Source organism: Streptomyces sp. LUP30 (assembly GCF_001746365.1).
Classification (GTDB): Bacteria; Actinomycetota; Actinomycetes; order Streptomycetales; family Streptomycetaceae; genus Streptomyces.
On the sequence record NZ_MJAJ01000036.1, the window covers coordinates 42,604 to 66,451 of the forward strand.

The following is a 23,848-nucleotide window of genomic DNA, read 5'->3' on the forward strand; positions in this document are numbered from 1 at the left end:
GACCAATGCTAGATCTGGTGGCGCACCGAGTCCGAACGGACACGGCACGTCACCGACAGGAGGCGCGCGGCATGGCCCGCAGCACCATCCCCACCACCGACCACGTCCATCCGTACTCCGAGGATCGGCCGCTGTACTGGCGCATCGCGCAGAGGCTGCTCGGCGAACTGCGCGAGGGCACCCTCGCGCCCGGCGAACGGCTTCCCAGCGAAAGGAAGTTGGCCGCACACTTCGACGTCAGCCGGGAGACCGTACGGCAGGCCCTGGAGGTCCTGCGCCGCGACGGGCTGGTGGAGACCGACCGGCGGGGCAGTCACGCGGCCCTGCCGGACGGGCCGCTCGGCACGGCGTCGTTCCTGGCCTTCCCCGTGGGCGCACGGCCCGCGGACGATCCCTCGGCGGTGGCCCGCGCCGCCGTCAGCTGGGAGGCGCCCCCACCCGGGCACGCCGAGGCGCTGGGGCTGGCTCCGCGTCGGCCGACGCTGGTGCACCGCTACGAGTCGGCCCGTGCCGACGGCCGGGGGCTGCGCACGGCCGTCACGTCCTTCTCCGCGGTGGCGCTGACCGAGGTCGAGGAACTGGCCCGCTACCGCGACCGCGCCGACGCCGCCCCGGAGCTGCGGCGGGCCTACGACTGGATGCGGCGGGCCGGTCTCACCCTGCACCACCGCGATCTGATCACCCCACTCGACGACGCCCCCTCGATGCGGGTGACCCGGCAGGTGCACGACCAGTACGCGCGCCCCCTGGAGATCACCGATCTGGTGGTGGACGCCCGGCGGGAGGCGCTGGTCTACGCGTTCACGCTCCCGGCGGCGTGACGTCTGCGACCTCGCCGTCACCGTCGCCGTCGGGCATCCGCAGGGCCTCGACCATCCGCACCCGCGGGCTGCCGTCTCCCCTCGCGCCGAACTCGGGCAGGGCGCGAAGGGCCACGGAGAACCCGGCGTCCTCCAGGGCGCGCCGCACCTCGCCGAGCCGGAAGGCCCGGTAGTACATCACGAACGGAGGCCGCCACACGGCGTTGCGCACACGCATCGCCGCATCGAAGCCCAGGAGCATCCAGAAAGCCGGGGAGGACGGCCGCGGCGGCGCGAGGACGGGGAAGGCGAAGCGCCCCCCGGGTCGCAGCGCGCCGTGCACCTGGGCGAACAGGCCCGGCAGCTCGCGGGGCAGGAAGTGGCCGAACGCCCCGAAGCTCACGACGAGGTCGAAGGCGGCCGTGAACGGCAGGGCCCGCACGTCCGCCCGTACCCAGGACACCCGCGGGCCCGGCGCGGGTGTCCGCCCGCGTGCCACGTCGAGCATGCCCGCGCTGAAGTCGACACCGGTCACGCTGGTGCGGCACACCGTGGCCAGGACGTCGGCCCCGGCGCCCGTGCCGCAGCACAGGTCGAGGCCGTCGTCGTACGGGCCGGACTCCTTCAGGGCCGAGGCGACCGCGTCCAGGACGGAGTCGGGGGTGCGGAAGGGCGTGTGATCGAACTTCGGCGCCAGGAGGTCGTAGCCGTGCTCGACGGACGACAGGGCCTGGACGGCGAGTTCGCGCAGGGTGGGGCCTTCGGGGCTGAACATCGGTGTCAGCCTACGGCGGTGCGCCGCCGCAGGAGCGCCAGGGCCTGCTCGCACCAGCGCAGGTTGCCCTCCTCGAAGGCGATGCCGCCCATCAGGGTCAGATAGGGGCCGATCCGGTCGGCCCCGACCAGGTACTCGTCCTCGCTGCGCCCGTCGAGCAGGCGCTCGCGCAGTCGCTCGTAGCGGTCGAGCTTGCCGCGCGCCCAGGTCCGCCGCTCCTCGATCAGCGCACGCGCGGCCTCGGGATCGCCGGCGTCCAACGCCTGGATCTTGACGAGGAGCTCGTCCCGGACGGCGGTGGGCCTGCGCGGCGGGGTCACGGCGAAGGAGCTCAGGTCCTCCCGGCCCGCCTCGGTGAGGGTGAACATCCGCTTGTTGGGGCGGCGTTCCTGCTGCACCACCCGCGCCTCGATCAGGCCGTCCTGCGCGAGGCGCTCCAGTTCGCGGTAGAGCTGCTGCGGGGTGGCGGGCCAGAAGTTCGCGAGGGAGACGTCGAACGCCTTCGCCAGCTCGTAGCCCGAGGCCTCGCCCTCCAGCAGGGCGGCCAGCACGGCGTACTTGAGGGACATGTGGACACGGTAACAGCGGATGATTATTCTCATCCGCACCTACTCAACAAATTTACTGTCCACGATGGGGTGATCCGATGCGCGCGTTCCGTGAGGCGGTCGAGGCCGGCGATCTCGACGCCGTCGAGGCGCTGCTGGCCGACGACGTGGTGTTCACCAGTCCGGTCGTGTTCAAGCCCTACCCGGGCAAGGCGATCACCGCCTCCATCCTGCGCGCGGTGTCGCAGGTGTTCGAGGACTTCCGGTACGAGCGGGAGCTCGACGGGGGCGACGGCCGCGACCACGCGCTGGTGTTCACGGCCCGGGTGGGCGAGCGGCAGTTGTCGGGCTGCGACTTCATCCACCTCGACGAGAGCGGGCTCATCGACGAACTGACCGTCATGGTGCGCCCCATGTCGGGCGCGCAGGCGCTCGCGGCGGCGATGGGCGCGCGCTTCGACGAGATCGCGAAGGAGGCGGAGGCCCGGTCGGCCTCCGCCTCCTGACTCCGGTCCCACAGGACCGCTCAGGACGCTCAGCACCACCTCAGGAGCAGGTGTTCAGCCCCGCAGGTCACGCAGGGTCGCCCTGGTGTCCGTCTTCAGCCAGGCCGAGACCTCGGCGAGCTTCGGCGGATCGGTGTCGGTGTCGTACGAGGTGTAGTAGGCGCTGTAGCTCATGGTGTAGGTGACCCAGCCGTCCCGGACGGCGAGCGTGGCGTAGAGCGAACCGCTCGTCGAGCCGGTGGTGGTGTCGTCGCTGACGAGGTAGGCCTCGTCGCCGATGCCCGAGATGCTCTCCACGTCGTAACCCTTGTGGCTGTCGCCGTAGTTCTTCCAGGAGGCGGTGAACTCCGGTGCCGGGTCGGTCTTCTTGTGCAGGTCGAGCTGGGTGTAGAGGTAGGCGTCCGAATAGCTCGAACCGGACTTCTTCAGGCTGATGTTGCACAGGCCCTCGTCGAGGGCGTCGTCCTTGATGCCGTTGTGGCTCGGGGCGCTGTCCTCGGCCGTGTACTCCGCCTTGAACGAGGAGTAGTCGGTGGAGGTGCACAGGTTGGTCGGCGCCGCGTAGCCGCGCAGGTCCGCGTCGGCGCCGGACGCGGTCAGGAAGACTCCGGCCGCCCACGCGGCCGACGCCACCACCGCGCCGACCACGGCCCACAGGACCGCCCGTCCGGCGCCGCCGCCCCCCGTGGGCGACGGACCGACGACGGGGTACGGGGCCGGCTGGGCGTAGGGGTTGCCCGGCTGGGGCTGGACGGGTCGGCCTATCAGCGTGGGCTGCGCATAGACGCTCTGCGGACCGGTCTGGGTCGCTTGCGCCGCCGGCGGGAAACCCATCGGCCCGCCGGGGGCCGGCGACTGCGGATTCGGATAGGGGTACGCGCTCGGCTGGGCCGGCGCCCCGGACGACTGCTCCGGCTGCTCCGGCTGCTGCGGAGACTGAGGCGGCGTGGACATGACGTGAAGATAATGCAGGTATGGCGGTCAAGTCCGCTGCCGTCATGGATCGTTACTCTCTGGGGATATCTGCGATGAACCTGGCACAAGCCGGGTTGCTCACCTCTCCTCCGGGGCCGGCCCCACCGCCCACGACACCCCCCGCACCTCCCGCCGGGCGTACGAGGTCTCCGTCGCGGCCGATTGCTGTGCTACAGTGCGATTGGCACTTGTGTACGCCCCCTCCTGGGCGCCGGTGCCGGTCTCTCGAATCGCCGCCTCGTCACCCGCCGTCTCCGGCCGGTGCAGCGGCTTTCCCGCACCACCGCCCACGGCTCGACTTCGCCGTGCCGCGGTGCCGTTCCCGCCGCCCGAGGCGCGCAGTGCGCCCTCCCTCCGCGGCTGCCCCCCCCTTCGCATGCCTCATGCCTTCCGTCCGTGAAAGGACCGCCCCCCATGACCACCACTCTCGAACACCCCCCGGTGCAGCAGTCCCCGGCCCGGATCGGCGTCGGCGTCCTCGACGTCGACGCGAGCGGCAAGGGACGCCTGCGCCCCGCGGACTGCCTGCCCACGCCGCACGACGTCCAGGTCCCGGCCGCGCTGATCCGCCGTCACGGCCTGCGCAAGGGCGACCTCGTCGAAGGGGTGCGCGGCGCCCAGCGCACCCTCACCGAGGTCACCCGCGTCGAGGGCCTCACCCCCGACGCACTGCACGGCCGCCGTAACTTCCGCGACCTCACCCCCCTGCACCCCCACGAACGGCTCCGCCTCGAACACCCCGCGTCGGGTCTCGCCGGACGGGTCGTGGATCTCCTCGCGCCCGTCGGCAAGGGCCAGCGCGGGCTGATCGTCGCGCCGCCCAAGACCGGCAAGACGGTGCTGCTCCAGCAGATCGCCGCCGCCGTGGCCGGCAACCATCCCCGGGCACGGCTGATGGTCGTCCTGCTCGACGAGCGGCCCGAGGAAGTCACCGACATGCGGCGCTCCGTGCGCGGCGAGGTGTACGCCTCGACGTTCGACCGGGCGCCGGGACACCACACCGCCCTGGCCGAACTCGTCGTCGAACGGGCCAAGCGGCTCGTCGAGGCGGGCGAGGACGTCGTGATCCTCCTCGACTCCCTGACCCGGCTGTGCCGGGCCCACAACAACGCGGCGGCCGCCGGGGGCCGTACCCTCAGCGGCGGCGTCGACGCGACCGCGCTGATCGGCCCCAAGCGGTTCTTCGGCGCCGCGCGTGCCGCCGAGGAGGGCGGCTCGCTCACCATCCTGGCGACCGCCCTGGTCGAAACGGGCTCCCGCGCCGACGACTTCTACTTCGAGGAACTGAAGAGCACCGGCAACATGGAGCTCCGCCTCGACCGCGAGCCGGCCTCCCGACGCGTCTTCCCCGCCGTCGACGTCGACGGCTCGGGCACCCGCCGGGAGGAACTCCTGTACTCCCCGGCCGAGTTGACCGCCGTGCGCGGCCTGCGCCGGGCGCTGCGGCCCCGGGACGGCCGGGCGAACCTGGAGACCCTTCTGGAGCGGATGCGTGAGACCCCCGACAACGCGTCGTTCCTGCGCCGCATCCAGCCCACGCTGCCCGCCGCCTAGCCACTCGCCGGCCACCGCCGGACGGCCGGTGCGGCAGCCTCGCCGGACGGCCGCCGGAGGGTGCGGACCAGAGCCGGAGGGCAGCGGCGCGCGGCCGGGGACAACGGGCCGCCGGCCGTGCGGCATCCGGGTGCTCGCGCGGGCCCGTCCGGCACGGGCAGCGCGGGGAAGCCGCCATCGGTTCCTACGTTGATCATATGACGATCGGATTCTCTTCCCGGGCCGCATCGACGGCCTGCGCGTTCTGTGTGGCCGGCGTCCTCGCCCTCGGGCCCGCCGCGGCCGCCGCCCCGGCCGACACGGACCCGGGGCATCCCGGCGCACCGGGCGAAGCCCGCGCACCGGGCATGACGGTCCCTGCGCCGTCGCTGCTGTACCGGTCCGGCATCCAGGTCAGGCCGCATCGCGGCGCCCCCGAGGTCCCGGACGTCTCCGCCCTGTCGTGGCTGGTGTCCGACGCCGAGACCGGCGAGGTGCTCGCCGCGTCGAACGCGCACCGGGGACTGCCCCCCGCCAGCACGCTGAAGACCCTCTTCGCCCTGACCGTGCTGCCGGTGCTGCCCGGCGAGCTCCGGCACCGGGTGAGCGCGGAGGAACTCATGGGCATCGGGCCCGGCAGCAGCCTCGTCGGGGTCGCCGAAGGCCACACGTACCGGATCGCCGACCTGTGGCGAGGTGTGTTCCTCAACTCCGGCAACGACGCCGTGCACGTCCTGGCGTCGCTCAGCGGCGGCTGGCACACCACCGCCGTCCGGATGCAGGCCGAGGCACGGTCCCTGGGCGCGCTGGACACCCATGTGCGGTCGCCCGACGGCTACGACGCCCCCGGCCAGGTGTCGTCCGCCTACGACCTGGCGGTCTTCGGGCGGGAGGGGCTGCGCAACCCCGACTTCGCGCGGTACTGCGCGACCGCGGAGGCGGAGTTCCCCGGGGACGGAGGCGGGTCCTACGGCATCGCCAACACCAACCGGCTGCTCACCGGGGCGAACGGCGTCGAGCCGTACCCGGGACTGATCGGGATCAAGAACGGCTACACCAGCAACGCCGGCAACACCCTGGTCGCCGCCGCGCGTCGGGGCGGGCGCACCCTCGTCGTGACGGTGATGAACCCTCAGGCGGGCGGCGGGTTCACCGTCTACGAGGAGGCGCGGGAGCTGCTCGACTGGGGCTTCGCGGCAGCCGGACGGGTCGATCCGGTCGGCTCGCTGGACGCGCTGCGGGCCCGCCCGCGCACCCACCCACGGTCCGGACCGCAGGCGGCGCCCTCCTCGCCCTCCGGACCAGGGCTCGGGCCGTCCACACCGTCCACGCCGTCCCTCGCACCGTCGAAGCGGTCCGCGCCGCCGCCCACAGTGGCGACCGCGGCGACGGTCCGGGCCGACGTCGGCGACGTCGGCTGGTCGGAGGCGGCGCTCATCATGGGGGCCGCCGCACTGGGCGGAGCCGCCGTGGCGCTGGTGCTGCGGTTCGCGGGCCGCGGATCCCGGGGAAGGTGACCGACGGGCAGCCACACCAGCAGGCCGAGCGTGATCCAGGTGTAGGCGTTGGCGCCGAGGAAGCCGCCGACGCCGGACGCGCCGTCGAACCACAGCCACACCACGCTGGTGCACAGCACCGCGTACAGGGCGCCGGCGACACGCGGGCGCCCCGCGCGGATCAGCACGGCGAAGGACGGCAGCAGCCAGACCAGGTGGTGCACCCAGGTCACGGGACTGACCAGGCAGGCGGTGAGGCCGGTGAGGGCGAAGGCCGCCTGTCCGTCGCCCGCGTCCCACGCCCGCCGGGATCGCCACGCCCACCCGCACAGCACCAGCACGACCAGCGCCGCCCACACGGCCCGGCTCTCCACGCCCAGCCGGGCCAGCACCCCCTGAAGGGACTGGTTCGAGACGTAGTCGAGCCGGCCCACACGGGTCGTGTCCCACAGGGCCCGCGTCCAGTAGAAGCGCGAGGCGTCGGGGGCGACCAGCGCGGCGAACGCCGTCGCGCCGGCCGCCACGACGGTGGCCGATGCGGCCGCCCGTCGGCGGCGGGCGATGAGCAGCAGGCCGATGAAGAGCGCGGGCGTGAGCTTGACCGCCGCGGCCAGCCCGATGCCGGTTCCCGCCCACCGCGACCAGCCGGACCGGCGCGACCACCGAAGCTGCTCGAACCGTCGGACCCGATGGGGCGGGCCGTGCCGACGGGCCGGCCCATGAGCTCGAGGCCGGCGGGACGGGCGGGGCGAGCCGGACACCGGCGGACCGGACGACGGCGGACCGGACGCCAGCAGCCGGGCGTCGGCCAGGACGAGGGCCAGCAGCAGGAGGTTGACCTGGCCGAAGCTGATGGTGTCGCGCAGCGGTTCGAACAGGGTCAGCGCGCAGGCCGCGAGGCCGGCGCCGTACCAGCCGTGGCGCCGCCACCCGGGCCCGGCCAGCACCCGCACGACGAAGACCAGTGCCGCCAGGTTGAGCAGCAGGGCGGTCACGATCGCGGTGCGCAGGCCGAGCAGGGCCATGGGCGACATCACGACGGCCGCGAACGGAGGGTAGGTGAAGCCGTACGGCGTGCCCGGCACCAGGTAGTCGTAGACCCGGCCGCCGTCGTGGAGCCAGCTGTTGACGGTGCCGTAGTAGACGCGCAGGTCGAACCAGTCCCGCAGCAGCGGCACCGTGGCGGTGAAGACCGTGACGGCTAGGGCCAGGACGAGCACCAGCAGCAGCCGGCCGCGGTCGGTGCGCGGTGCCCGCAGGGCGGGGACGTTCCTCGGTGTCATGCCGTACGCCCCAGGGCGGTCGGCGACTGTGCCCCGAGCCGGGCCTGCCACAGGACGACCGCGGCGAGCGCGCCACCGCAGAGGGCCAGCAGCAGGCGGTCCGGATCGGCCGGGCCGCCGTCGGGGAGCACGGCCAGCGCGAGGACGCCGGCCACGGCCGCCGTCCGATGCCGTGTCGGGGTGTCGGGGGCCGCGGCGGCGATGAGGAACAGGCCCCACAGCGCGTACCAGGGGCGGATCGCCGGGCCGAACGCGGCCACCGCGGCGAGGCTCAGTCCGAGCGCGTACACCGGACGCGGGCGCAGCCGCCACCAGATGACCACGAGGGCGACGGCGGTGATCGCGAGCCCGAGACCGTGCCAGACAGGGACGGCCAGCGGCGCCAGGTCGCTGCCGAGGCCCTCCAGAAGGGCACGGGTGGCCCGCCCGAGCAGGCTGGTGAGGGCCCAGTTGTGTGCGGAGACCGGGGTGTCCAGGGCCGCTATCCAGCCGTATCCGGTGCCCGCGACGGCGGTCGCCGCGACCGTGGTGACGGCCGCCGCGCCCCCCGTCGTCAGCAGGACCGGGACCGGACGACGGCCCGCGCGCAGTTGCAGGACCACGACCGCGACGAGGCCCAGCGCGGCCGGGGCCTTGACCAGGGCGGCGAGGGTGACGAGGACAGCCCCGAGCACCGGACGGCGGCCGAGCGCCGCGACCAGGCCGACGCCGAGCAGCCCCAGCATGATCGCGTCGTTGTGGGCGCCGGCCACCAGGTGCAGCAGCACCAGCGGGTTGAGGACGCCGAGCCAGAGCGCGGCGGAGGGGTCGGCGCCGCTGTGCCGGGCGAGCCGGGGCAGGGCGGCCGTCATCAGCGCCACCCCGAACAGCGCCACGCACCGCATGCCGAGCAGTCCCGCGGACAGCGCGCCGCGGGTCAGGGCGGACAGGGCGGCGGCCAGCGCGAGGAAGACGGGCCCGTAGGGGGCCGCGGTCCGCCGCCACAGCGGGGCGACCTCCTCGGCGAGCGGCCCGCCGAGCCGGGCCGGACCGTGCGCGTACACGTCGAGGTGCGCGTGGACCATGGCTCCCTGGGCCAGGTAGCTGTACACGTCGCGGCTGAACAGCGGCGGTGCGATCAGCAGCGGCGCGGCCCACACGACGAGGACGAGCACGAGGGCGCGCGGCGACGGCGGCCGCGCGCCGCGCACCAGTCGGCCGAGCCGGATCCAGGCGGCGGTCAACAGCACCAGCCCGAAGTAGACGCCGACCAGCCCCAGGACGGCGTGCGCCGAGGAGGGGGCGAGGAGCTCTCGGGCGGGCAGGGCGCCGGCCGTCTCGCCGCCGAGCGCGAGACTCGCCGTGCCGGCCAGGCCCAGCACCTGACAGCGACGGAGATCGAGGGGGAAGGCATTGGCCGACACCCCGACATGGTGTCGACGCCGGATGGCCGCGGAGCGACCTTCCGCCCTCGGGGCGGCGGCCTGCGTGTGACCGGCTCGTGCGTTCGGGGCGGCGGCGATGAGTTCCGGCGGCCCGGGCGGTCTCCCCTGCGACGACCACCTGCCGAACAACCGAACGGACGTGATGAACGTGGCGAGCAGCTCCGACTACGCCAAGGTCAACGGTCTCGAGATGTACTACGAGAGCCACGGCTGCGACGACGGGGCCGGCCGGCCGCTGGTGCTGCTGCACGGCGGGGTGCTCACCGTGGGACTGTCCTTCGGGGCCCTCCTGCCCGCGCTGGCCGAGGGCCGGCGCGTCGTGGCTCCCGAGCTCCAGGGGCACGGTCACACCGCCGACGTCGACCGTGCCATGACGCCGGCGAACCTGGCCTCCGACGTGGTGGCGCTGCTCGACGTCCTGGGCATCGAGAAGGCCGACCTGCTCGGATTCAGCCTGGGCGGCCTGACCGCGCTGCACCTCGCGCTCGAACACCCCGAGCGCGTCGGACGGCTCGTGCTCGCGGCCACGCAGTACTCCCAGGAGGGCTGTCACGAGGAGGTCGTCACCCCCGACTACACCTCCGCGCGCCTCCCGAGCCAGGCCGACTTCCAGGAGATGACCGACGCGTACACGGCCGTCGCACCGCATCCGGAGCGCTTCCAGGACCTCATCGCCAAGTGCACCGCCGCGGCCCGGGCCCCGCTCCCCTGGACCGCCGACGACCTGCGCGGGCTCGGCGCGCCCACGCTGCTGGTGGTCGGCGACACCGACTTCGTGCGGATCGAGCACGCGGCCGAGATGCACCGGCTGATCCCCCGGGCTGAGCTGGCCGTCCTGCCGGCCACCACGCACATGGCGCTCATGCGGCGCACGACCCTGCTGCTCCCGCTGCTGACCGAGTTCCTGGCGGGCCCGGACCGGCCCGACCGGGACTGATTCAGAACACCGACAGCCCCGTGAGGGTCGTGAACCGGTCCAGGGCGGCCACGCCCGCCACCGAGTTGCCCCGTTCGTCCAGGCCCGGGCTCCACACGCACAGGGTGCAGCGGCCGGGAACCACGGCGATGACGCCGCCGCCGACGCCGCTCTTGCCGGGCAGGCCGACCCGGTAGGCGAATTCGCCGGCCGCGTCGTAGGTGCCGCAGGTCAGCATCACCGCGTTGACCTGCTTGGCCTGGCTGCGGGTGAGCAGCCGGCTGCCGTCGGCGCGCAGGCCGTGGCGGGCGAGGAACCCGGTCGCCAGGGCGAGATCGGCGCAGGAGGCGGTCAGGGAGCACTGGCGGAAGTACTGGTCGAGCAGGACCGGCACGTCGTTGTCGACGTTGCCGTAGGACGCCATGAAATGGGCCAGTGCGGCGTTGCGGTCGCCGTGCGCGGCCTCGGAGGCGGCGACGTCCTCGTCGAAGTCCAGCGCGGGGTTGCCGCTCTCGGCGCGCAGGAAGCCGAGGAGTTCGCCGGCCGCGTCCCCGGTACGGGTGTGGAGCCGGTCGGTGACGACCAGGGCGCCCGCGTTGATGAAGGGGTTGCGCGGAATGCCCCGCTCGTACTCCAGCTGCACCAGGGAGTTGAAAGGGTTGCCCGAAGGTTCGCGGCCCACGTGCTCCCAGAGTTCGTCGCCCTCGCGTGCCAGATCGAGGGCGAGGGTGAACACCTTGGTGATCGACTGCGTGGAGAACGGCTCCCGCCAGTCCCCCACGCCGTACACCGTGCCGTCGGGCTCCGCGACGGCCATGCCGAAACGGCGGGGGTCGCAAGCGGCGAGCGCCGGAATGTAGTCGGCCGGGCGGCCGCGCCCGGGAGTGTGCTCCATCTCCTCGGCGATGCGTTCCAGGACCGGCTGGAAGGCCGGGGACGACGTCATTGTCATGATCACCATTGTGCCTCCGTGCCGGTCCTGACGCGTTCGTCGCTGGTCATCGGTGTTCAGGCAGGCGTCACGCCAGAGGCGAGCCGCTGCCGGCGAGGACCTCGGGGCGCAGCAGGTCGGCCAGCCGCTCCGCGGGCAACAGGCCCTTCTCCAGTACGAGTTCGGCGACGCCCCGGCCGGTGGCGAGGGCCTCCTTGGCGATGTCGGTGGCCGCCGTGTACCCGATGTGCGGGTTGAGGGCGGTGACCAGGCCGATGGAGTTCTCCACGCTCGCGCGCAGCGCCGCGGTGTTGGCGGTGATGCCGTTCACACAGCGCTCGGCGAGCGTGAGGCAGGCGGCGCGCAGGTGGGTGATGGACTCCGACAGGGAGTGCAGGATGATCGGCTCGAAGGCGTTCAGCTGGAGCTGTCCGGCCTCGGCGGCCATGGTGATGGTGACGTCGTTGCCGATCACCTCGAAGGCGACCTGGTTGACGACCTCGGGGATCACCGGGTTGACCTTGCCGGGCATGATGGACGAACCGGCCTGGACCGGCGGCAGGTTGATCTCGCCGAGACCGGCCCGCGGCCCCGAGGACAGCAGTCGAAGATCGTTGCAGCTCTTGGACAGCTTGACGGCGACCCGCTTGAGCACGCCGGACATCTGCACGAACGCGCCGCAGTCCTGGGTGGCCTCGACCAGGTTGGCCGCGGTGACGAGCGGCAGGCCGGTGATCTCGGCGAGGTGGCGGCGGGCCGACTCGGCGTATCCCGCGGGAGCGTTGAGGCCGGTGCCGATGGCCGTGGCGCCCAGGTTGATCTCGTAGATCAACTGGACGGCCTCGTCCAGACGGTTGCGGTCCTCGTCAATCATGACGGCATAAGCCGAGAACTCCTGACCGAGAGTCATCGGGACCGCATCCTGCAACTGTGTACGGCCCATCTTGAGCACATGGCGGAACTCCACGGCCTTGCGGGCGAAGGAATCCTGCAGGACGGCCATCGCCTTGAGCAGTCCACGCACCGCGAAGACCGTCGCTATCTTGACGGCGGTCGGGTAGACGTCGTTGGTGGACTGGCCGAGGTTGACGTCCTCGTTGGGGTGCAGGTGACCGTACTGGCCCTTGCGGTGTCCGAGCAGCTCCAGCGCCCGGTTGGCGACGACCTCGTTGGCGTTCATGTTGGTCGAGGTGCCGGCGCCGCCCTGGACGACGTCCACGACGAACTGCTCGTGCAGCTTCCCGGCGCGGATCTCCCGGCAGGCGGCCACGATGGCGGCGGCCTTCTCGGGCGTCAGCAGGCCGAGCTCCTCGTTGGCGAGGGCGGCCGCTTCCTTGACCGCGGCGAGCGCGTCGATGAGGTGCGGGTAGGCGGAGATCGGCATCCCGGTGATGGGGAAGTTCTCCGTGGCACGCAGGGTGTGGACGCCCCAGTACGCGTCGGCGGGGACGTCCCGGTCTCCGAGCAGGTCGTGTTCGCTGCGGGTGACGGCGGCGGTCATGAGGGTGCGGCCTCTTTCTGAGGGCGGGGAGGGCGGAGAGGGGCGAGAAGGGCGAGGTCGGGGAGGGCGACCGGCTCGGGCGGTACGGGATGGCGTCCGCCCGAGCCGGTCGGGCGCCGGCCCGGCGGTGACCGGGACGGCGGTTCATGGGGCCGGGCACGTGGCCCGGCCGGGTCCGAGGACCGGCCGGCGGGACCGGGGGTCCGCCGGTGGCCACCGCGCACACTCGGTGGCCACCGGAGCCGTCAGGCGCAGGCCCGCACGGTGACCGGGTCCAGCGCGCGCACCGGGCGGACAGAGCCGACCGGTACGCCGCCACCGAGCAGCGGCTCGCCCGCGAACCCGGTGAGGAGTGCGGGGTCGACGCCGGCCCGGGCCAGGGCGGCGGCGGTGACCGGGACACGGGCCCGGTTCGCGCCGTCGGAGATCTTGACGGCGACGGAGCGGCCGTCCGGGAGGGCGGCGACCTGCACGCCCTCGAAGCCGTCCTTGGTCAGCAGGCCCGGCACGGCCCGCATCAGGGCGGCCACGTCCCGGCCGGAGCCGGAGGCCATCTCGGCGTGGTCGCGCATGGCGTCGGCCACCCGTGCCTCCGGGGTGCCGGGCGCCGCCGTGGTGATCCGGGCGGCCGCCCGGGCGAGTCCGTGCAGGGAGACCGAGAACAGCGGGGCGCCGCACCCGTCGACGGTGACCCGGGCGATCCGCTGCCCGCTGAGGTCCTCGACGATCTCGGCGATCGCCTGCTGCAGCGGGTGCGCCGGGTCGAGATAACCGTCGAGGGACCAGCCGTTGAGCGCGCAGGTGTACAGCATGGCCGCGTGCTTGCCGGAGCAGTTCTGGGCCAGGCGCGAGGGCGCACGGCCCTCCCGTGTCCAGGCGTCGCGGACGGCCGGGTCGTACGGCATGTCCTCGACGTTGCGCAGGTCGCCCTCGCCGACGCCGCCCAGCTCCAGGATCCGCCGGGCCCCGGCGAGATGACGCTCCTCGCCGGAGTGGCTGGCGGCGGCGAGCGAGAGCAGTTCGCCGTCGAGCGGCAGCCCGGCCCGGACCATGGCGACCGCCTGGACCGGCTTGAGCGCCGAGCGCGGATACATGGCGGCCTCGATGTCGCCGAGCTGGAGCTCGACCTCACCGTCCGCGCCGAGGACGACGACGGAGCCGTAGTGGATGCCCTCGGTCACCCCGCCTCGGACGAGATGGGCGACGGGTGCGTGGAGGGGTTCGCGGATCGCGGGGGCCTCGGCGAGGGAACTGCTGAACATCACTGCCTGATCGCTTGTGGGTTGGCGTGGGCCGGCGCAGGGGTCACGCGTCGGCCTTGGACGAGGTGCGCGCCAGGTTGCGGCGGACGGCGTACCAGCCCGCCACGAGCGCGGCAACGATCAGCGGCAGGCACAGCACGGTGGTGCGTCCGGCGCCGCCGTCGGCGTACATGAGGACCAGGACCGAGGCGAGGAAGAACAGCGTCACGAGTTCGGTCCAGGGTGAGCCCGGGAGTCGGTAGCCCGGGCGGGTCAGCTCGCCTTTCTGGGTCTTCTGCCAGAAGAGGAGGTGACAGATCATGATCATGCCCCAGGTGGAGAGGATGCCGATCGCCGCGAAGTTCAGGACGATCTCGAAGGCGTCCGCCGGGACGACGAAGTTCAGGGCGACGCCGAGGACACAGATACCGCTGGTCAGCAGGATGCCGCCGTACGGGACCTGGCTGCGGCTCATGACCGAGGTGAACTTCGGGGCGGAGCCGGACATCGCCATGGAGCGAAGGATGCGGCCGGTGGAGTACAGGCCGGAGTTGAGCGAGGACATGGCCGCGGTGAGGACGACGAGGTTCATGACCCCGCCCGCCGCCGGGATGCCGACGTTGGACAGGACCGTCACGAAGGGGCTCTCGCCCGACGTGTACTTGTTCCACGGCAGCAGCATCGACAGCAGGACCACCGAGCCGACGTAGAACAGGCCCACGCGCCACATGATCGAGTTGATCGCCTTCGGCAGGATCTTCTCGGGGTTCTCGGTCTCGCCGGCGGCGACGCCGACCAGCTCGACGGAGGCGTAGGCGAAGACCACGCCCTGGATGATCAGCAGCATGGGCAGCAGACCGTTGGGGAAGACGCCGCCGTTGTCGGTGATCAGCGAAGGGCCGGGCGCGGCGCCGTCCACGGGGTGCTGGGTGACCAGCAGGAAGATCCCGATGCACATGAAGATCACCAGTGCGCTGACCTTGACGATGGCGAACCAGAACTCCAGTTCGCCGAAGATCTTCACCGAGATGAGGTTCACGGTGAGGACCACCGCCAGGGCGATCAGGGCGATCACCCACTGGGGGATGTCGGAGAACATGCCCCAGTAGTGGGTGTAGGTGGCCACCGCCGTGATGTCGGCGACGCCGGTGGTGGCCCAGTTCAGGAAGTACATCCACCCGGCCGTGTACGCCCCCTTCTCGCCCATGAACTCGCGGGCGTAGGACACGAAGGCGCCGGAGGACGGGCGGTACAGGACGAGTTCGCCGAGGGCGCGCACCACGAGGAAGGCGAATATCCCGCAGACGGCGTAGGCGATGAAGAGGGAGGGGCCGGCGTCGGCGAGGCGGCCGCCCGCGCCGAGGAAGAGGCCGGTGCCGATGGCGCCGCCGATGGCGATCATGTTGACGTGCCGGGACTTCAGCGACTTGCTGTAGCCCGCGTCTCCGGCGTCGACGTGCGGGGTCGAGGGGCGCGTCTCGTCTTTGAGGTGCTGTTCGCTCACGCCTCGGGTCCGCCTTCCAGGGGAGAGTGCGCGCGCGGGGCGCGCACGATGTCGGTGAGGGTGGTCTCGACGCGGTCGAGGTGGTGGCTCATGGCCTCCACCGCATCGGGTTCGGAACCGTCGATCAGGGCCTCGACGATCGCCCGGTGCTCGCGGTTGGACTGCTCGCGCCGGCCGCCCAGCTCGTTGAGGAAGGCCGACTGACGCGCCAGTGCGTCGCGGATCTCCTCGATGACCCGGCGGAAGACCGGGTTCTGGGCGGCTTCGGCGACAGCCAGGTGGAAGAGGGTGTCCATCGCGACCCAGGCGGTGGTGTCCGTCTCGCGCTCCATGCGGTCCAGCAGGTGGGCGAGGTGGTCCAGGTTCTCCGGGGTGCGGCGCAGGGCCGCGTACCCGGCGACCGGGATCTCGACGTGACGGCGCACTTCCAGCAGGTCGCTGGCGGCGTAGTCGCCGAAGGTGGGGTCCTCGACGGTGTTCGCGATCACGAAGGTGCCCTTGCCCGTCTTGGCGACGGTCAGGCCCATCGTCTGCAGCGCCCGCAGGGCCTCCCGCAGTACGGGCCGGGACACCTCGAGGGTGCGGCAGAGCTCCGCCTCGGAGGGAAGCTTGTCGCCGATGGCGTACTCGCCGCGCTCGATGGCGCCGCGGAGGTGGGTGAGGACCGCTTCCATGGCGCTGACGCGCCGCGGAGTCCGACCACCTGTCTGGCTGTCTGACAGGTTCACGGGAGTGATACTCCGGGTGGCCCGAGGCCCCTGTCAAGACGGTCGAAAACAAAAATTCAGGGGGCGGGGCGCCTGAATGGCGACTTCCCGCCCCTTGAGGGATCCAGCGGTCAGCTGTCGAGGACCCCGGAGGCCAGCAGACCGAACAGCGCCAGACCGACGACGAGGCGGTAGACGACGAAGGCGTTGAACGAGTGCTTTGCGACGTACTTCAGCAGCCAGGCGATGGAGGCGTAGGCGACGACGAAGGACACGGCCGTGCCCACGGCCAGGGGCGCCGCCCCCGCGCCGGTGCCCAGGGCGTCCTTCAGTTCGTAGATCCCGGCGCCGGTCAGGGCGGGGATGCCGAGGAAGAACGACAGCCGGGTGGCGGCGACCCGGTCCAGGTCGAGGATGAGCGCGGTGGACATCGTGGCGCCGGAACGGGAGAAGCCGGGGAAGAGCAGCGCGAGGATCTGCGAGCTGCCGACCAGCATCGCGTCCTTGAACGAGGTGTCGTCCTCGCCGCGCTTGTGCCGGCCCATCTGGTCGGCCGCCCACATCACGCCGCTGCCGACGATCAGCGAGCCCGCGACCACCCACAGCGAGGCCAGCGGGCCCTCGATGAGCGGCTTGGCGGCGAGCCCCACGACGACGATCGGGATAGTCGCGTAGATCACCCACCAGGCGAACTTGTAGTCGTGGTGGTCGCGCTCCTCACGGTTGCGCAGTCCCCGGAACCAGGCCCCCACGATCCGCGCGATGTCCTTGCGGAAGTACACGAGCACCGCGGCGATCGCGCCGACCTGGATGACGGCGGAGAAGCCGACGACGGCGTCGTCGTCGACCGGGATGTGCATCAGGCCTTCGGTGATCTTCAGATGTCCGGTCGAGGAGACGGGGAGGAACTCGGTCACTCCCTCGACGGCTCCGAGGACGACGGCTTGGCCGACGGAGATGGCGCTCATGGAATCCAGTTCTGAGAAGACGAATCGGTCGACAGCGTTGTAGACGCTCCGGTGTCGTGCACAGTCCTACCAGGCCCGCAGCAGGCCGGAGGCAGGCCCGATTCTCCTACGGCCACGCCCACTGCCCGAGCGCCACCCCCGCGGACGCCGCCCCCAGCCCCGCCACCACGCTCGCGACGGCGTTGGCCGCGGCGTACAGGCCCGCACCGGTCTCGGTCAGCCGCAGCGTCTCGTAGGAGAACGTGGAGTACGTCGTCAGCGCGCCGCACAGGCCTGTTCCCAGGAACAACCGCAGGTCGGGGGCGACACCGCCGGCCCCGGTCAGCGTGCCGAGGACCAGGCAGCCGGCGACGTTGACGACGAAGGTGCCCCAGGGGAAGACCGAGTCGTGCCGGGACTGCACCGTGCGGTCGGTCAGGTACCGCAGCGGGGCGCCGATCATCCCGCCCACCACGACCACCAGCCAGTTCACAACCAGTTCTTACCCTTCATGCCCGAATCGCCCTGGTTCTCGCCGCGGCCCGCATACCGGATCACCTCGCACGGATCGAGGGTGACCATCCCCTCCGTGACCAGCTCGTCGAGCTGGGGCAGGAAGGCCCGCACCCGTTCCTCGGTGTCCACGACGACCACGGCCACCGGCAGGTCCTCGCTGAGCGAGAGCAGCCGGGACGTGTGGATGCGCGAGGACGCGCCGAAGCCCTCGATGCCGCGGAAGACACTGGCGCCCGCGAGGCCGGCGGCGTGGGCGCGGTGCACGATCTCCGTGTACAGGGGCTTGTGGTGCCAGGTGTCGTTCTCGCCGATGAGGACGGTCAGCCGCAGGGCACTGCCGGTCAGCCTGGTCATCGCTGCCTCCACAGGAGAACGCGGCGGGTCGCCGTGGCCGCGAGCCACACCGCGAAGAGGGCCGCGGACAGGGTCGCGGCGAGGTAGGCCAGGGCCGGGCCGGGCCGGCCCGCGCCGAGCAGCCCGCGGATGTCGACGGCGTACGTCGAGAAGGTCGTGAAGCCGCCGAGCACGCCGGTGCCGAAGAAGGGGCGCACCAGCCGGTGGGCGGTCACCGCCTCGGTGACCAGCACCAGGAACACGCCGATCACCGCGCAGCCGACGACGTTCACCCAGAACGTGACCCAGGGGAACCCGCCGGTCCGCGTGGGCCACCACAGCGCGGCCGCGTAGCGGGCCGCGGCGCCGATGCCGCCGCCGACGGCCACGACGGCGAGCACCGGGAGCTGTCCCGAACCGGTGGTCCGCCGTGGGGTGCCGGTACGGAGGCTCCCGGCCTCCGGAGCTGTCATGTCGTACGTCTCCCGCCCGGTCCCGGACCACCCCACGTCGTCGGAGTGATCACGACCGGGCACCAGCCTAACCCCGGCTCACCGGGTCAGGGGCGCCTCGCAGACCGCGAGGCCCCGCTCCAGGAGGCTGCCCAGAACGAGCCGGCCGCCGGTCTCGCAGACGCTCGTGACCATGCGGAATCCGGCGCGCCGCCGGGCGAGGACGGGTGTCCCCCCGCGGGACCGCAGCCGGGAGTACGGGACCACGGTCCGGCCCTCGTCGTCGATGGCGAGCACCCCGGTCCCGCCCCAGGGACGGTAGGGGACGTGGACGGCGAGGCGGGCGGCGCGGCGGCGCACGGCGGGTCCGGCGCGGTGCAGAAGGTCGAGCGGGGGCACGCGCGGGCCGGCCAGCGCCACCCAGACCGGGCCGTCGGGCGCTCCGCGCCACAAGTTGTCCGGGAACCCCGGCAGCTGCTCGACCAGGGGCTCGGCCCGGCCCGCCCGCGGGCCGGTGAGGTGGAAGCGGGTGAGCCGGCGGGCGCCGGTCTCCGCGACGATCAGGAAGGAGTCGTCGGCACTGCGCGCCAGGCCGTTGGCGAACTGCAGCCCCTCCAGGACGACTTCGGCCTCGCGGGCGCCGGGTTCGAGCCGCAGCAGGCGTCCCGTGCCGGTGTGCTCGACGATGTCGCCCATCCAGTCCTGCAGGGGATGGACCCGGCTGGAGACGGTGAAGTAGAGCGTGCCGTCGGGCAGTGCGACGACGTTGCTGCAGAAGCGCAGCCGCTCCCCCGCCGCCGACTCGGTCAGGACCCGGACGGCGCCGGCGCCGCCGTCGGGGTCGACGCGCAGCAGCGCGCCGTCGGCGCTGCACACCAACAGGTCGCCGTCCGGGAGGAGTTCCAGGCCGAGCGGGCGGCCGCCGATCTCTCCCACCTGCTCGACACGGGCCGTCGGCGGATCGTCCAGACCGTCCACGCGCAGGATCCGCCCGTCGGACACTCCGGTCAGTACCCGCCCTCCGGGGTCGGCGACGACGTCTTCGGGGCCCTGGCCCGGGAGGGAGAGGTATCCGAGAGGGACGAGAGCCGCCCGACGGTCCATGGGGTCCGCCCTTCCTTGAGGAGTCGGCCATCCTCGCAGGAGGGCCGAGCACCGGCGGAGGACGGCCGTGGTCCTTTGCCGGGGCTTTCCGCGGAGTGGTCTCCCCGTGCTCTGCGCCCCCTGGCGACGTCGGCTACCACCCTTTGTCGAACATGCGCGCCACTTCCGCGATGCGCATCTCGTCGCGCCGGTAGTAGGTGCGTCGCCTGATCCGCTTGGCGCGCAGCAGGCCGAGATCCGCGAGAAGCGTGAGATGGGTGTTCGCCACCTGCCGGCGCACGCCGAGTTTGGTCGCGATGACGTCGGCGGGGACGCCGTCCTCGACGGGGTCGCCGTGACGCTGGGACGGGAAGTGCCGGCACGGCTCCTTCAGCCACTCCAGGATGTCCAGTCGCCTCTCGCTCACCGGAGTCCTCAGCATCCTCGGTCCCCCTCCGCCCCCGACCCGGGGCTCCGTCGTACCGCGCCTTCCCACTCTCGCGCAGTGCAGGCCGCCGTGTCCCGCACTCCGGGAGCCTTGGCCGGGATCCAACGCCCCTGCCGCGCCCGGCTGTTCACCGTTTCGCGGAGAGACGGACAGGGGCCGCCCGCGCGGTGCGGACGGACCCCTGCCCGGTCGGACCCGACGCCTCAGCGGTGGCTGAACCACGCCATGGAGGACAGGGCCCTGTCGTCGTAGCCGAACAGCGCCTGGTTCTCCCAGCCGTTGCCGGACGAGGCGTCGGCCGGGTCCCAGCCGTTGCCGGCGACGGCCGTCCAGGTCGCCTCCCAGTAGAAGACGCCGAGACCGCGGCCGCCGGGGACGGCCTCCACGATGTTCGCGACGGTGTTCATCCAGGCGAGCTGCCCCGCGGCGGTCGCCGGGTAGCCGGTGACCAGCTCGCCCGTGGTGTCGATCTGGTTGACGAGGGCGTCGTCGCTGTCGAGACGGAAGGGGTAGGCCGTCTCGGCGATGAAGACCGGCTTGCCGTAGCGGGAGGCCACGTCGTCCAGGGTGGTCTGGGCGGCGGCCGCCGAGCCGTGCCAGTATCCGTAGTACGACAGGCCGATCACGTCGTAATCGATGCCGTACGTCTTGGCGTTGTCGAACCACCAGCGCACGGTGGCGTCGTCACCGGCGTTCGCCAGGTGCAGTGCGACGCGGGTGCCGGAGGAGACCGCCTTGACGGCGCTGTAGCCGGCGTTCACGAGGCCGGCGAGCTGCGACCAGTTGTCCGTGGAGCCCTCGGACCACAGCATGCCGCCGTTGATCTCGTTGCCGACCTGGACCATGTCCGCCGTGGTGCCCTGGGACTTGAGGGCGTTGAGGACGTCGTAGGTGTGTTGATAGACGTCGGTCTTCAGTTGACTGTAGGAGTGGCCGGTCCAGGCGGCGGGCTTGGTCTGCTTGCCGGGGTCGGCCCAGGTGTCGGAGTAGTGGAAGTCGACCAGCAGCTTCATGCCGGCGGCCTTGATCCGCTTGGCCATGGCCAGCACGCGTGTCTTGTCGTTGTAGCCGTCTGCGGGGTTCACCCACACCTTCAGGCGCGCGTAGTTCATGCCGGCGTTCTTCAGGATGGCCACCGCGTCGCCGGTGGCACCGGAGGTGGTCCGGTAGACGCCGCCCTTGGCCTCGCTCTTGGCGAGAGAGGAGATGTCAGCGCCCTTGACGGACAGACCGGTCGAGCCCGATGTGAAGGTCAGGTCGTCAACATTGATCCAGTTACCCGCGTTGGCGTCACTGTTGATGCTGATGGTGCACTGGTTGTTGGTCACCTTGATCGACGTGACGATCCGTACCCAACTGCTGGACGACACCGGCAGGTCGGTGCGCTGCTCCGCACTGCCGCAGTCCTTCAGCGCCAGGTACGCGGCTTTCTGGCCGCCCCCTGAGCGCACCCAGGCGGTGAGCTTGTAGGCGCCGTTGGCGAGCCCGGACAGGTACTGGTACGTCTCGACCTTGTAGGCGGAGGCCGAGTAGTGCGACAGGCGGTAGCTCCCGCCGTGGCCGCCGGACTCGGTGAAGGAGGCGGAGTTCTGTCCGGTCGCCGAGTACGTCGACCAGCCGGCCGGCGTCGCGGTGCCGGTCGCGTCGCTCTCGAAGCCGCCGTTGGCGAGGGTGGTGGCCGCCTGCGCGGTCTGTGCGGGCAGGGCGGTGAGGGCGAGTCCGGCGGCGAGCGGCAGCAGCAGGGCCCTGAGAGTGCGTCTGGGATGGAACATCGTCGTCCGTCGTCCCTTCGACGTGATGGGGATGGGGTTCCCTCGTGGAGAGGGACCCCCTCCGCCCGCGGCTCGCGGCTCCACGGGCGGAGGGGGAGTCGGCTCAGCCGTCGAGTCGCACGACCCGGACGGCTCCGGCCGGGACCGCGAGGCGGCCCGCGGCGCGTTCGCCCGTCAGCAGTTCGGCGCCGGGCGTCTCCAGCGGCACCTTGGCGTCGGCGGCGGTGTGGTTGATCGCGAAGAGGTAGCTGCCCGTCTCCCCGGAGCGGCGTACGACCTCGACGTCGCGAGGCAGGCCGGCGCGCGGGGCGATTCCCGCGTCCTCGGCGGCCCGGCCGAGCACGGCGTCCAGGCCGTCCTGGCCGAGACGGGTGGAGACGTACCAGGCGACGCCCTCGCCGAGGCGGTGCCGGGTGACGGCGGGGCGGCCGGCGGCGAGGCCGTCGGCGTACGTCCAGACGGTCTCGGCGCCGCGCGGCACCACGAACTCCGTCCAGACGTCGCCGCCGAGTTCGCGACCGTCGGGGCCCGTCAACCGCACGCTCTCGCCCTGGAGCAGCGGGGAGAACTCCTCGACCGTCAGGCCGAGGACGTCCCGCAGCGCCCCCGGGTAGGCGCCCTCGTGGACGGCGTCGTGCTCGTCGACGATGCCCGAGAAGTACGACACCACCAGGGTGCCGCCGTTCTCCACGTACGCCCTGAGGTTGTTCCCGGCGGCCTCGGTCATCAGGTAGAGGGCGGGCACGACGACCAGCGGGTACGCCGACAGGTCGGCCTCGGGACGGGCGAAGTCCACGGTGAGGTGGCGGTCGTACAGGGCCTCGTAGAAGGCGTCGGCGCGCTCGCGCGGGTCGGCGTCCTCGCTGGGGCGCCAGGCGAGGTTCTGCGCCCACCAGGACTGCCAGTCCCACAGGACCGCCGCGTCGGCCTCGGTGCGGGTGCCGCGCAGGGCGGCGAGGGAGTCGAGCGAGGAGCCGAGTTCGACGACCTCGCGCCACACGCGGGTGTCGGCGCCGCCGTGCGGGAGCATCGCCGAGTGGAACTTCTCGGCGCCGCGCCGGGACTGCCGCCACTGGAAGAACATGGCCCCCTCGGAGCCGCGGGCCACGTGCGCCAGGGAGTTGCGGGCCATCTGGCCGGGAGCCTTGGCCGGGTTGCGGGGCTGCCAGTTGACGCCCGAGGTGGAGTGCTCCAGCAGGATCCAGGGCGCCCCGGCGCCGACGGAGCGGGTGAGGTCGGCGGCCATCGCGAGATTGACGTGGGTGCGGCGGCCGTCGGTGATCAGGTAGTGGTCGTTGGTGACGATGTCGACCTCGCGGCCCCAGGCCCAGTAGTCGACGGAGTCGCACTGGCTGAGGGCGGTCATGAAGTTGGTCGTCACCGGGACGCCGGGCGCGAGCCGGTGCAGGATGTCCCGCTCCGCGCAGAAGTTCTCGCGCATGGTGGCGTCGGCGAACCGCTTGTAGTCCAGGGCCTGGCCCGGGTTGCCCACGGTCGGGGTGGCGCGCGGCGGGTTGACGTCCTCAAGGCGCGCGTAGCGCTGGCCCCAGAAGGCGGTCCCCCAGGCCTCGTTGACCGCGTCGACCGTGCCGTACGTCGTCGCCAGCCAGCGGCGGAAGTGGGCGGCGCAGGAGTCGCAGTAGCAGGCGGAGACGGGGACGCCGTACTCGTTGTGCACGTGCCACATCGCCAGCGCCGGGTGGTCCGCGTACCGCTCGCCGAGGCGCGTGGTGATGTTCGCCGCGGCGGCGCGGTAGTCCGCGTTGCTGTGGCATATGGCACCGCGGGAACCGAACTCGTAGCGCACGCCCTCGGGGGTGACGGGCAGCGCCTCGGGATGGTGGCGGTAGAACCACACGGGCGGCGCCACCGTGGGTGTGCCCAGGTCGACGCGGATGCCGTTCTCGTGCAGCAGGCCGAGGACGCGGTCGAGCCAGCCGAAGTCGTACTCGCCCGGCGCGGGCTCCAGGAGCGCCCAGGAGAAGATCCCGACGCTGACCATGGTGACGCCGGCCTCGCGCATCAGCCGGACGTCGTCCTGCCAGACGGTTTCCGGCCACTGCTCGGGGTTGTAGTCCCCCCCGAAGGCGAGCCTGGTGAGGCCCCTGGGGCTGGTCTCCGGCATGGATGTCTCCCGTTTTATCGATCATTTGGGAA

22 protein-coding genes and 1 pseudogene are annotated in these 23,848 nt (G+C 72.3%); 5 read left to right on the plus strand and 18 right to left on the minus strand.

Annotated elements, in window-relative coordinates; genetic code table 11:
- Nucleotides 1-71 precede the first annotated feature (71 nt).
- Entirely contained in the window at nt 72-821 is a 750-nt protein-coding gene (locus BG482_RS26180) for a GntR family transcriptional regulator (RefSeq protein WP_069771597.1), read from the plus strand.
- Here the strand turns inward: BG482_RS26180 and BG482_RS26185 are convergent.
- The gene (locus tag BG482_RS26185; RefSeq protein WP_069771598.1) at nt 802-1,575 is read right to left on the minus strand and encodes a class I SAM-dependent methyltransferase; all 774 of its coding nucleotides are present in this window, start codon (nt 1,573-1,575) and stop codon (nt 802-804) included. The two genes, BG482_RS26180 and BG482_RS26185, sit on opposite strands and share 20 nt — an antisense overlap.
- Before the next feature lie 5 nt (nt 1,576-1,580).
- A complete protein-coding gene (locus BG482_RS26190; protein WP_069771599.1) occupies nt 1,581-2,144 on the minus strand; it encodes a PadR family transcriptional regulator in 564 nt (187 codons plus the stop codon).
- A gap of 77 nt (nt 2,145-2,221) precedes the next feature.
- On the opposite strand from BG482_RS26190, the gene BG482_RS26195 reads away from it, so the two are divergent.
- Nucleotides 2,222-2,629: a nuclear transport factor 2 family protein gene (locus tag BG482_RS26195; RefSeq protein ID WP_069771600.1), complete on the plus strand. Its 408-nt coding sequence runs from the start codon at nt 2,222-2,224 to the stop codon at nt 2,627-2,629.
- Nucleotides 2,630-2,683: 54 nt separating this feature from the next.
- On the opposite strand, the gene BG482_RS26200 is transcribed toward BG482_RS26195, so the two are convergent.
- On the minus strand, nt 2,684-3,583 hold the full coding sequence (locus tag BG482_RS26200) for a hypothetical protein (protein WP_176741465.1): 900 nt from the start codon (nt 3,581-3,583) through the stop codon (nt 2,684-2,686).
- A gap of 435 nt (nt 3,584-4,018) precedes the next feature.
- Between BG482_RS26200 and rho the strand changes: the two genes are divergently transcribed.
- Both rho and BG482_RS41480 read left to right on the plus strand, forming a co-directional pair.
- The gene (rho, locus tag BG482_RS26205; RefSeq protein WP_069771601.1) at nt 4,019-5,158 is read left to right on the plus strand and encodes a transcription termination factor Rho; all 1,140 of its coding nucleotides are present in this window, start codon (nt 4,019-4,021) and stop codon (nt 5,156-5,158) included.
- A gap of 347 nt (nt 5,159-5,505) precedes the next feature.
- Nucleotides 5,506-6,210: pseudogene (locus BG482_RS41480) on the plus strand (D-alanyl-D-alanine carboxypeptidase family protein); the annotation flags it as partial.
- An 83-nt stretch (nt 6,211-6,293) separates the two neighbouring features.
- Here the strand turns inward: BG482_RS41480 and BG482_RS44135 are convergent.
- Together BG482_RS44135 and mptB are read right to left on the minus strand one after the other, a co-directional pair.
- A complete protein-coding gene (locus BG482_RS44135; protein ID WP_370745884.1) occupies nt 6,294-7,916 on the minus strand; it encodes a glycosyltransferase 87 family protein in 1,623 nt (540 codons plus the stop codon).
- Nucleotides 7,913-9,319 carry a polyprenol phosphomannose-dependent alpha 1,6 mannosyltransferase MptB gene (gene mptB, locus BG482_RS26220; RefSeq protein ID WP_069771602.1) on the minus strand — a complete coding sequence of 469 codons (1,407 nt, stop codon included), beginning with the start codon at nt 9,317-9,319 and terminating at the stop codon, nt 7,913-7,915. The genes BG482_RS44135 and mptB overlap by 4 nt, the downstream gene beginning before the upstream one ends.
- 97 nt (nt 9,320-9,416) lie before the next feature.
- Between mptB and BG482_RS26225 the strand changes: the two genes are divergently transcribed.
- The gene (locus tag BG482_RS26225) at nt 9,417-10,277 is read left to right on the plus strand and encodes an alpha/beta fold hydrolase (protein ID WP_256096481.1); all 861 of its coding nucleotides are present in this window, start codon (nt 9,417-9,419) and stop codon (nt 10,275-10,277) included.
- Between the two features lies 1 nt (nt 10,278).
- Here BG482_RS26225 and BG482_RS26230 read toward each other — a convergent pair whose 3' ends face one another.
- The 13 genes from BG482_RS26230 to BG482_RS26290 form a co-directional block, all read right to left on the minus strand.
- Nucleotides 10,279-11,217, minus strand: a complete 939-nt coding sequence (locus tag BG482_RS26230) for a glutaminase (protein WP_069771603.1) — start codon at nt 11,215-11,217, stop codon at nt 10,279-10,281.
- Nucleotides 11,218-11,275: 58 nt separating this feature from the next.
- Nucleotides 11,276-12,688, minus strand: coding sequence for an aspartate ammonia-lyase (gene aspA / locus BG482_RS26235; protein ID WP_069771604.1), 1,413 nt, complete (start codon nt 12,686-12,688; stop codon nt 11,276-11,278).
- 245 nt (nt 12,689-12,933) lie between these two features.
- Nucleotides 12,934-13,950, minus strand: coding sequence for an asparaginase (locus BG482_RS26240; protein ID WP_069771605.1), 1,017 nt, complete (start codon nt 13,948-13,950; stop codon nt 12,934-12,936).
- Between the two features lie 43 nt (nt 13,951-13,993).
- Entirely contained in the window at nt 13,994-15,433 is a 1,440-nt protein-coding gene (locus tag BG482_RS26245; RefSeq protein WP_069771606.1) for an amino acid permease, read from the minus strand.
- On the minus strand, nt 15,430-16,107 hold the full coding sequence (locus tag BG482_RS26250) for a FadR/GntR family transcriptional regulator (RefSeq protein ID WP_069771607.1): 678 nt from the start codon (nt 16,105-16,107) through the stop codon (nt 15,430-15,432). Before BG482_RS26250 ends, BG482_RS26245 begins: the two co-directional genes overlap by 4 nt.
- A gap of 164 nt (nt 16,108-16,271) precedes the next feature.
- Complete coding sequence (locus BG482_RS26255) at nt 16,272-17,108, minus strand: undecaprenyl-diphosphate phosphatase (protein WP_069771608.1); 837 nt, start codon at nt 17,106-17,108, stop codon at nt 16,272-16,274.
- Nucleotides 17,109-17,214: 106 nt separating this feature from the next.
- On the minus strand, nt 17,215-17,580 hold the full coding sequence (gene crcB, locus BG482_RS26260; RefSeq protein WP_069771609.1) for a fluoride efflux transporter CrcB: 366 nt from the start codon (nt 17,578-17,580) through the stop codon (nt 17,215-17,217).
- Nucleotides 17,577-17,957 (minus strand): DUF190 domain-containing protein, encoded by a 381-nt coding sequence (locus BG482_RS26265; RefSeq protein ID WP_069771610.1) that lies wholly within the window; start codon nt 17,955-17,957, stop codon nt 17,577-17,579. Before BG482_RS26265 ends, crcB (BG482_RS26260) begins: the two co-directional genes overlap by 4 nt.
- Nucleotides 17,954-18,409, minus strand: coding sequence for a fluoride efflux transporter CrcB (gene crcB, locus BG482_RS26270; protein ID WP_069771611.1), 456 nt, complete (start codon nt 18,407-18,409; stop codon nt 17,954-17,956). The genes BG482_RS26265 and crcB (BG482_RS26270) overlap by 4 nt, the downstream gene beginning before the upstream one ends.
- Before the next feature lie 78 nt (nt 18,410-18,487).
- A complete protein-coding gene (locus BG482_RS26275; protein ID WP_069771612.1) occupies nt 18,488-19,492 on the minus strand; it encodes an SMP-30/gluconolactonase/LRE family protein in 1,005 nt (334 codons plus the stop codon).
- A 133-nt stretch (nt 19,493-19,625) separates the two neighbouring features.
- Complete coding sequence (locus tag BG482_RS26280) at nt 19,626-19,913, minus strand: helix-turn-helix domain-containing protein (protein ID WP_069771613.1); 288 nt, start codon at nt 19,911-19,913, stop codon at nt 19,626-19,628.
- Between the two features lie 209 nt (nt 19,914-20,122).
- Nucleotides 20,123-21,691, minus strand: coding sequence for an arabinogalactan endo-1,4-beta-galactosidase (locus tag BG482_RS26285; RefSeq protein WP_069771614.1), 1,569 nt, complete (start codon nt 21,689-21,691; stop codon nt 20,123-20,125).
- 103 nt (nt 21,692-21,794) lie between these two features.
- Complete coding sequence (locus tag BG482_RS26290; protein ID WP_069771615.1) at nt 21,795-23,816, minus strand: beta-galactosidase; 2,022 nt, start codon at nt 23,814-23,816, stop codon at nt 21,795-21,797.
- Between the last annotated feature and the right edge of the window lie 32 nt (nt 23,817-23,848).

What these genes read in the sequence shown, in the direction of transcription:
- BG482_RS26265 (WP_069771610.1), bottom strand. Translation starts at nt 17,957, where the DNA reads ATGACCAGGCTGACCGGCAGTGCCCTGCGGCTGACCGTCCTCATCGGC.
- rho (WP_069771601.1), top strand. Translation starts at nt 4,019, where the DNA reads ATGACCACCACTCTCGAACACCCCCCGGTGCAGCAGTCCCCGGCCCGG.
- BG482_RS26190 (WP_069771599.1), bottom strand. Translation starts at nt 2,144, where the DNA reads ATGTCCCTCAAGTACGCCGTGCTGGCCGCCCTGCTGGAGGGCGAGGCC.
- BG482_RS26185 (WP_069771598.1), bottom strand. Translation starts at nt 1,575, where the DNA reads ATGTTCAGCCCCGAAGGCCCCACCCTGCGCGAACTCGCCGTCCAGGCC.
- BG482_RS26195 (WP_069771600.1), top strand. Translation starts at nt 2,222, where the DNA reads ATGCGCGCGTTCCGTGAGGCGGTCGAGGCCGGCGATCTCGACGCCGTC.
- BG482_RS26230 (WP_069771603.1), bottom strand. Translation starts at nt 11,217, where the DNA reads ATGGTGATCATGACAATGACGTCGTCCCCGGCCTTCCAGCCGGTCCTG.
- BG482_RS26285 (WP_069771614.1), bottom strand. Translation starts at nt 21,691, where the DNA reads ATGTTCCATCCCAGACGCACTCTCAGGGCCCTGCTGCTGCCGCTCGCC.
- BG482_RS26255 (WP_069771608.1), bottom strand. Translation starts at nt 17,108, where the DNA reads ATGAGCGCCATCTCCGTCGGCCAAGCCGTCGTCCTCGGAGCCGTCGAG.
- BG482_RS26240 (WP_069771605.1), bottom strand. Translation starts at nt 13,950, where the DNA reads ATGTTCAGCAGTTCCCTCGCCGAGGCCCCCGCGATCCGCGAACCCCTC.
- BG482_RS26180 (WP_069771597.1), top strand. Translation starts at nt 72, where the DNA reads ATGGCCCGCAGCACCATCCCCACCACCGACCACGTCCATCCGTACTCC.
- BG482_RS26280 (WP_069771613.1), bottom strand. Translation starts at nt 19,913, where the DNA reads ATGCTGAGGACTCCGGTGAGCGAGAGGCGACTGGACATCCTGGAGTGG.
- BG482_RS26250 (WP_069771607.1), bottom strand. Translation starts at nt 16,107, where the DNA reads ATGGAAGCGGTCCTCACCCACCTCCGCGGCGCCATCGAGCGCGGCGAG.
- BG482_RS26275 (WP_069771612.1), bottom strand. Translation starts at nt 19,492, where the DNA reads ATGGACCGTCGGGCGGCTCTCGTCCCTCTCGGATACCTCTCCCTCCCG.
- aspA (WP_069771604.1), bottom strand. Translation starts at nt 12,688, where the DNA reads ATGACCGCCGCCGTCACCCGCAGCGAACACGACCTGCTCGGAGACCGG.
- BG482_RS26290 (WP_069771615.1), bottom strand. Translation starts at nt 23,816, where the DNA reads ATGCCGGAGACCAGCCCCAGGGGCCTCACCAGGCTCGCCTTCGGGGGG.
- BG482_RS44135 (WP_370745884.1), bottom strand. Translation starts at nt 7,916, where the DNA reads ATGACACCGAGGAACGTCCCCGCCCTGCGGGCACCGCGCACCGACCGC.
- BG482_RS26200 (WP_176741465.1), bottom strand. Translation starts at nt 3,583, where the DNA reads ATGTCCACGCCGCCTCAGTCTCCGCAGCAGCCGGAGCAGCCGGAGCAG.
- BG482_RS26225 (WP_256096481.1), top strand. Translation starts at nt 9,417, where the DNA reads ATGAGTTCCGGCGGCCCGGGCGGTCTCCCCTGCGACGACCACCTGCCG.
- crcB (WP_069771611.1), bottom strand. Translation starts at nt 18,409, where the DNA reads ATGACAGCTCCGGAGGCCGGGAGCCTCCGTACCGGCACCCCACGGCGG.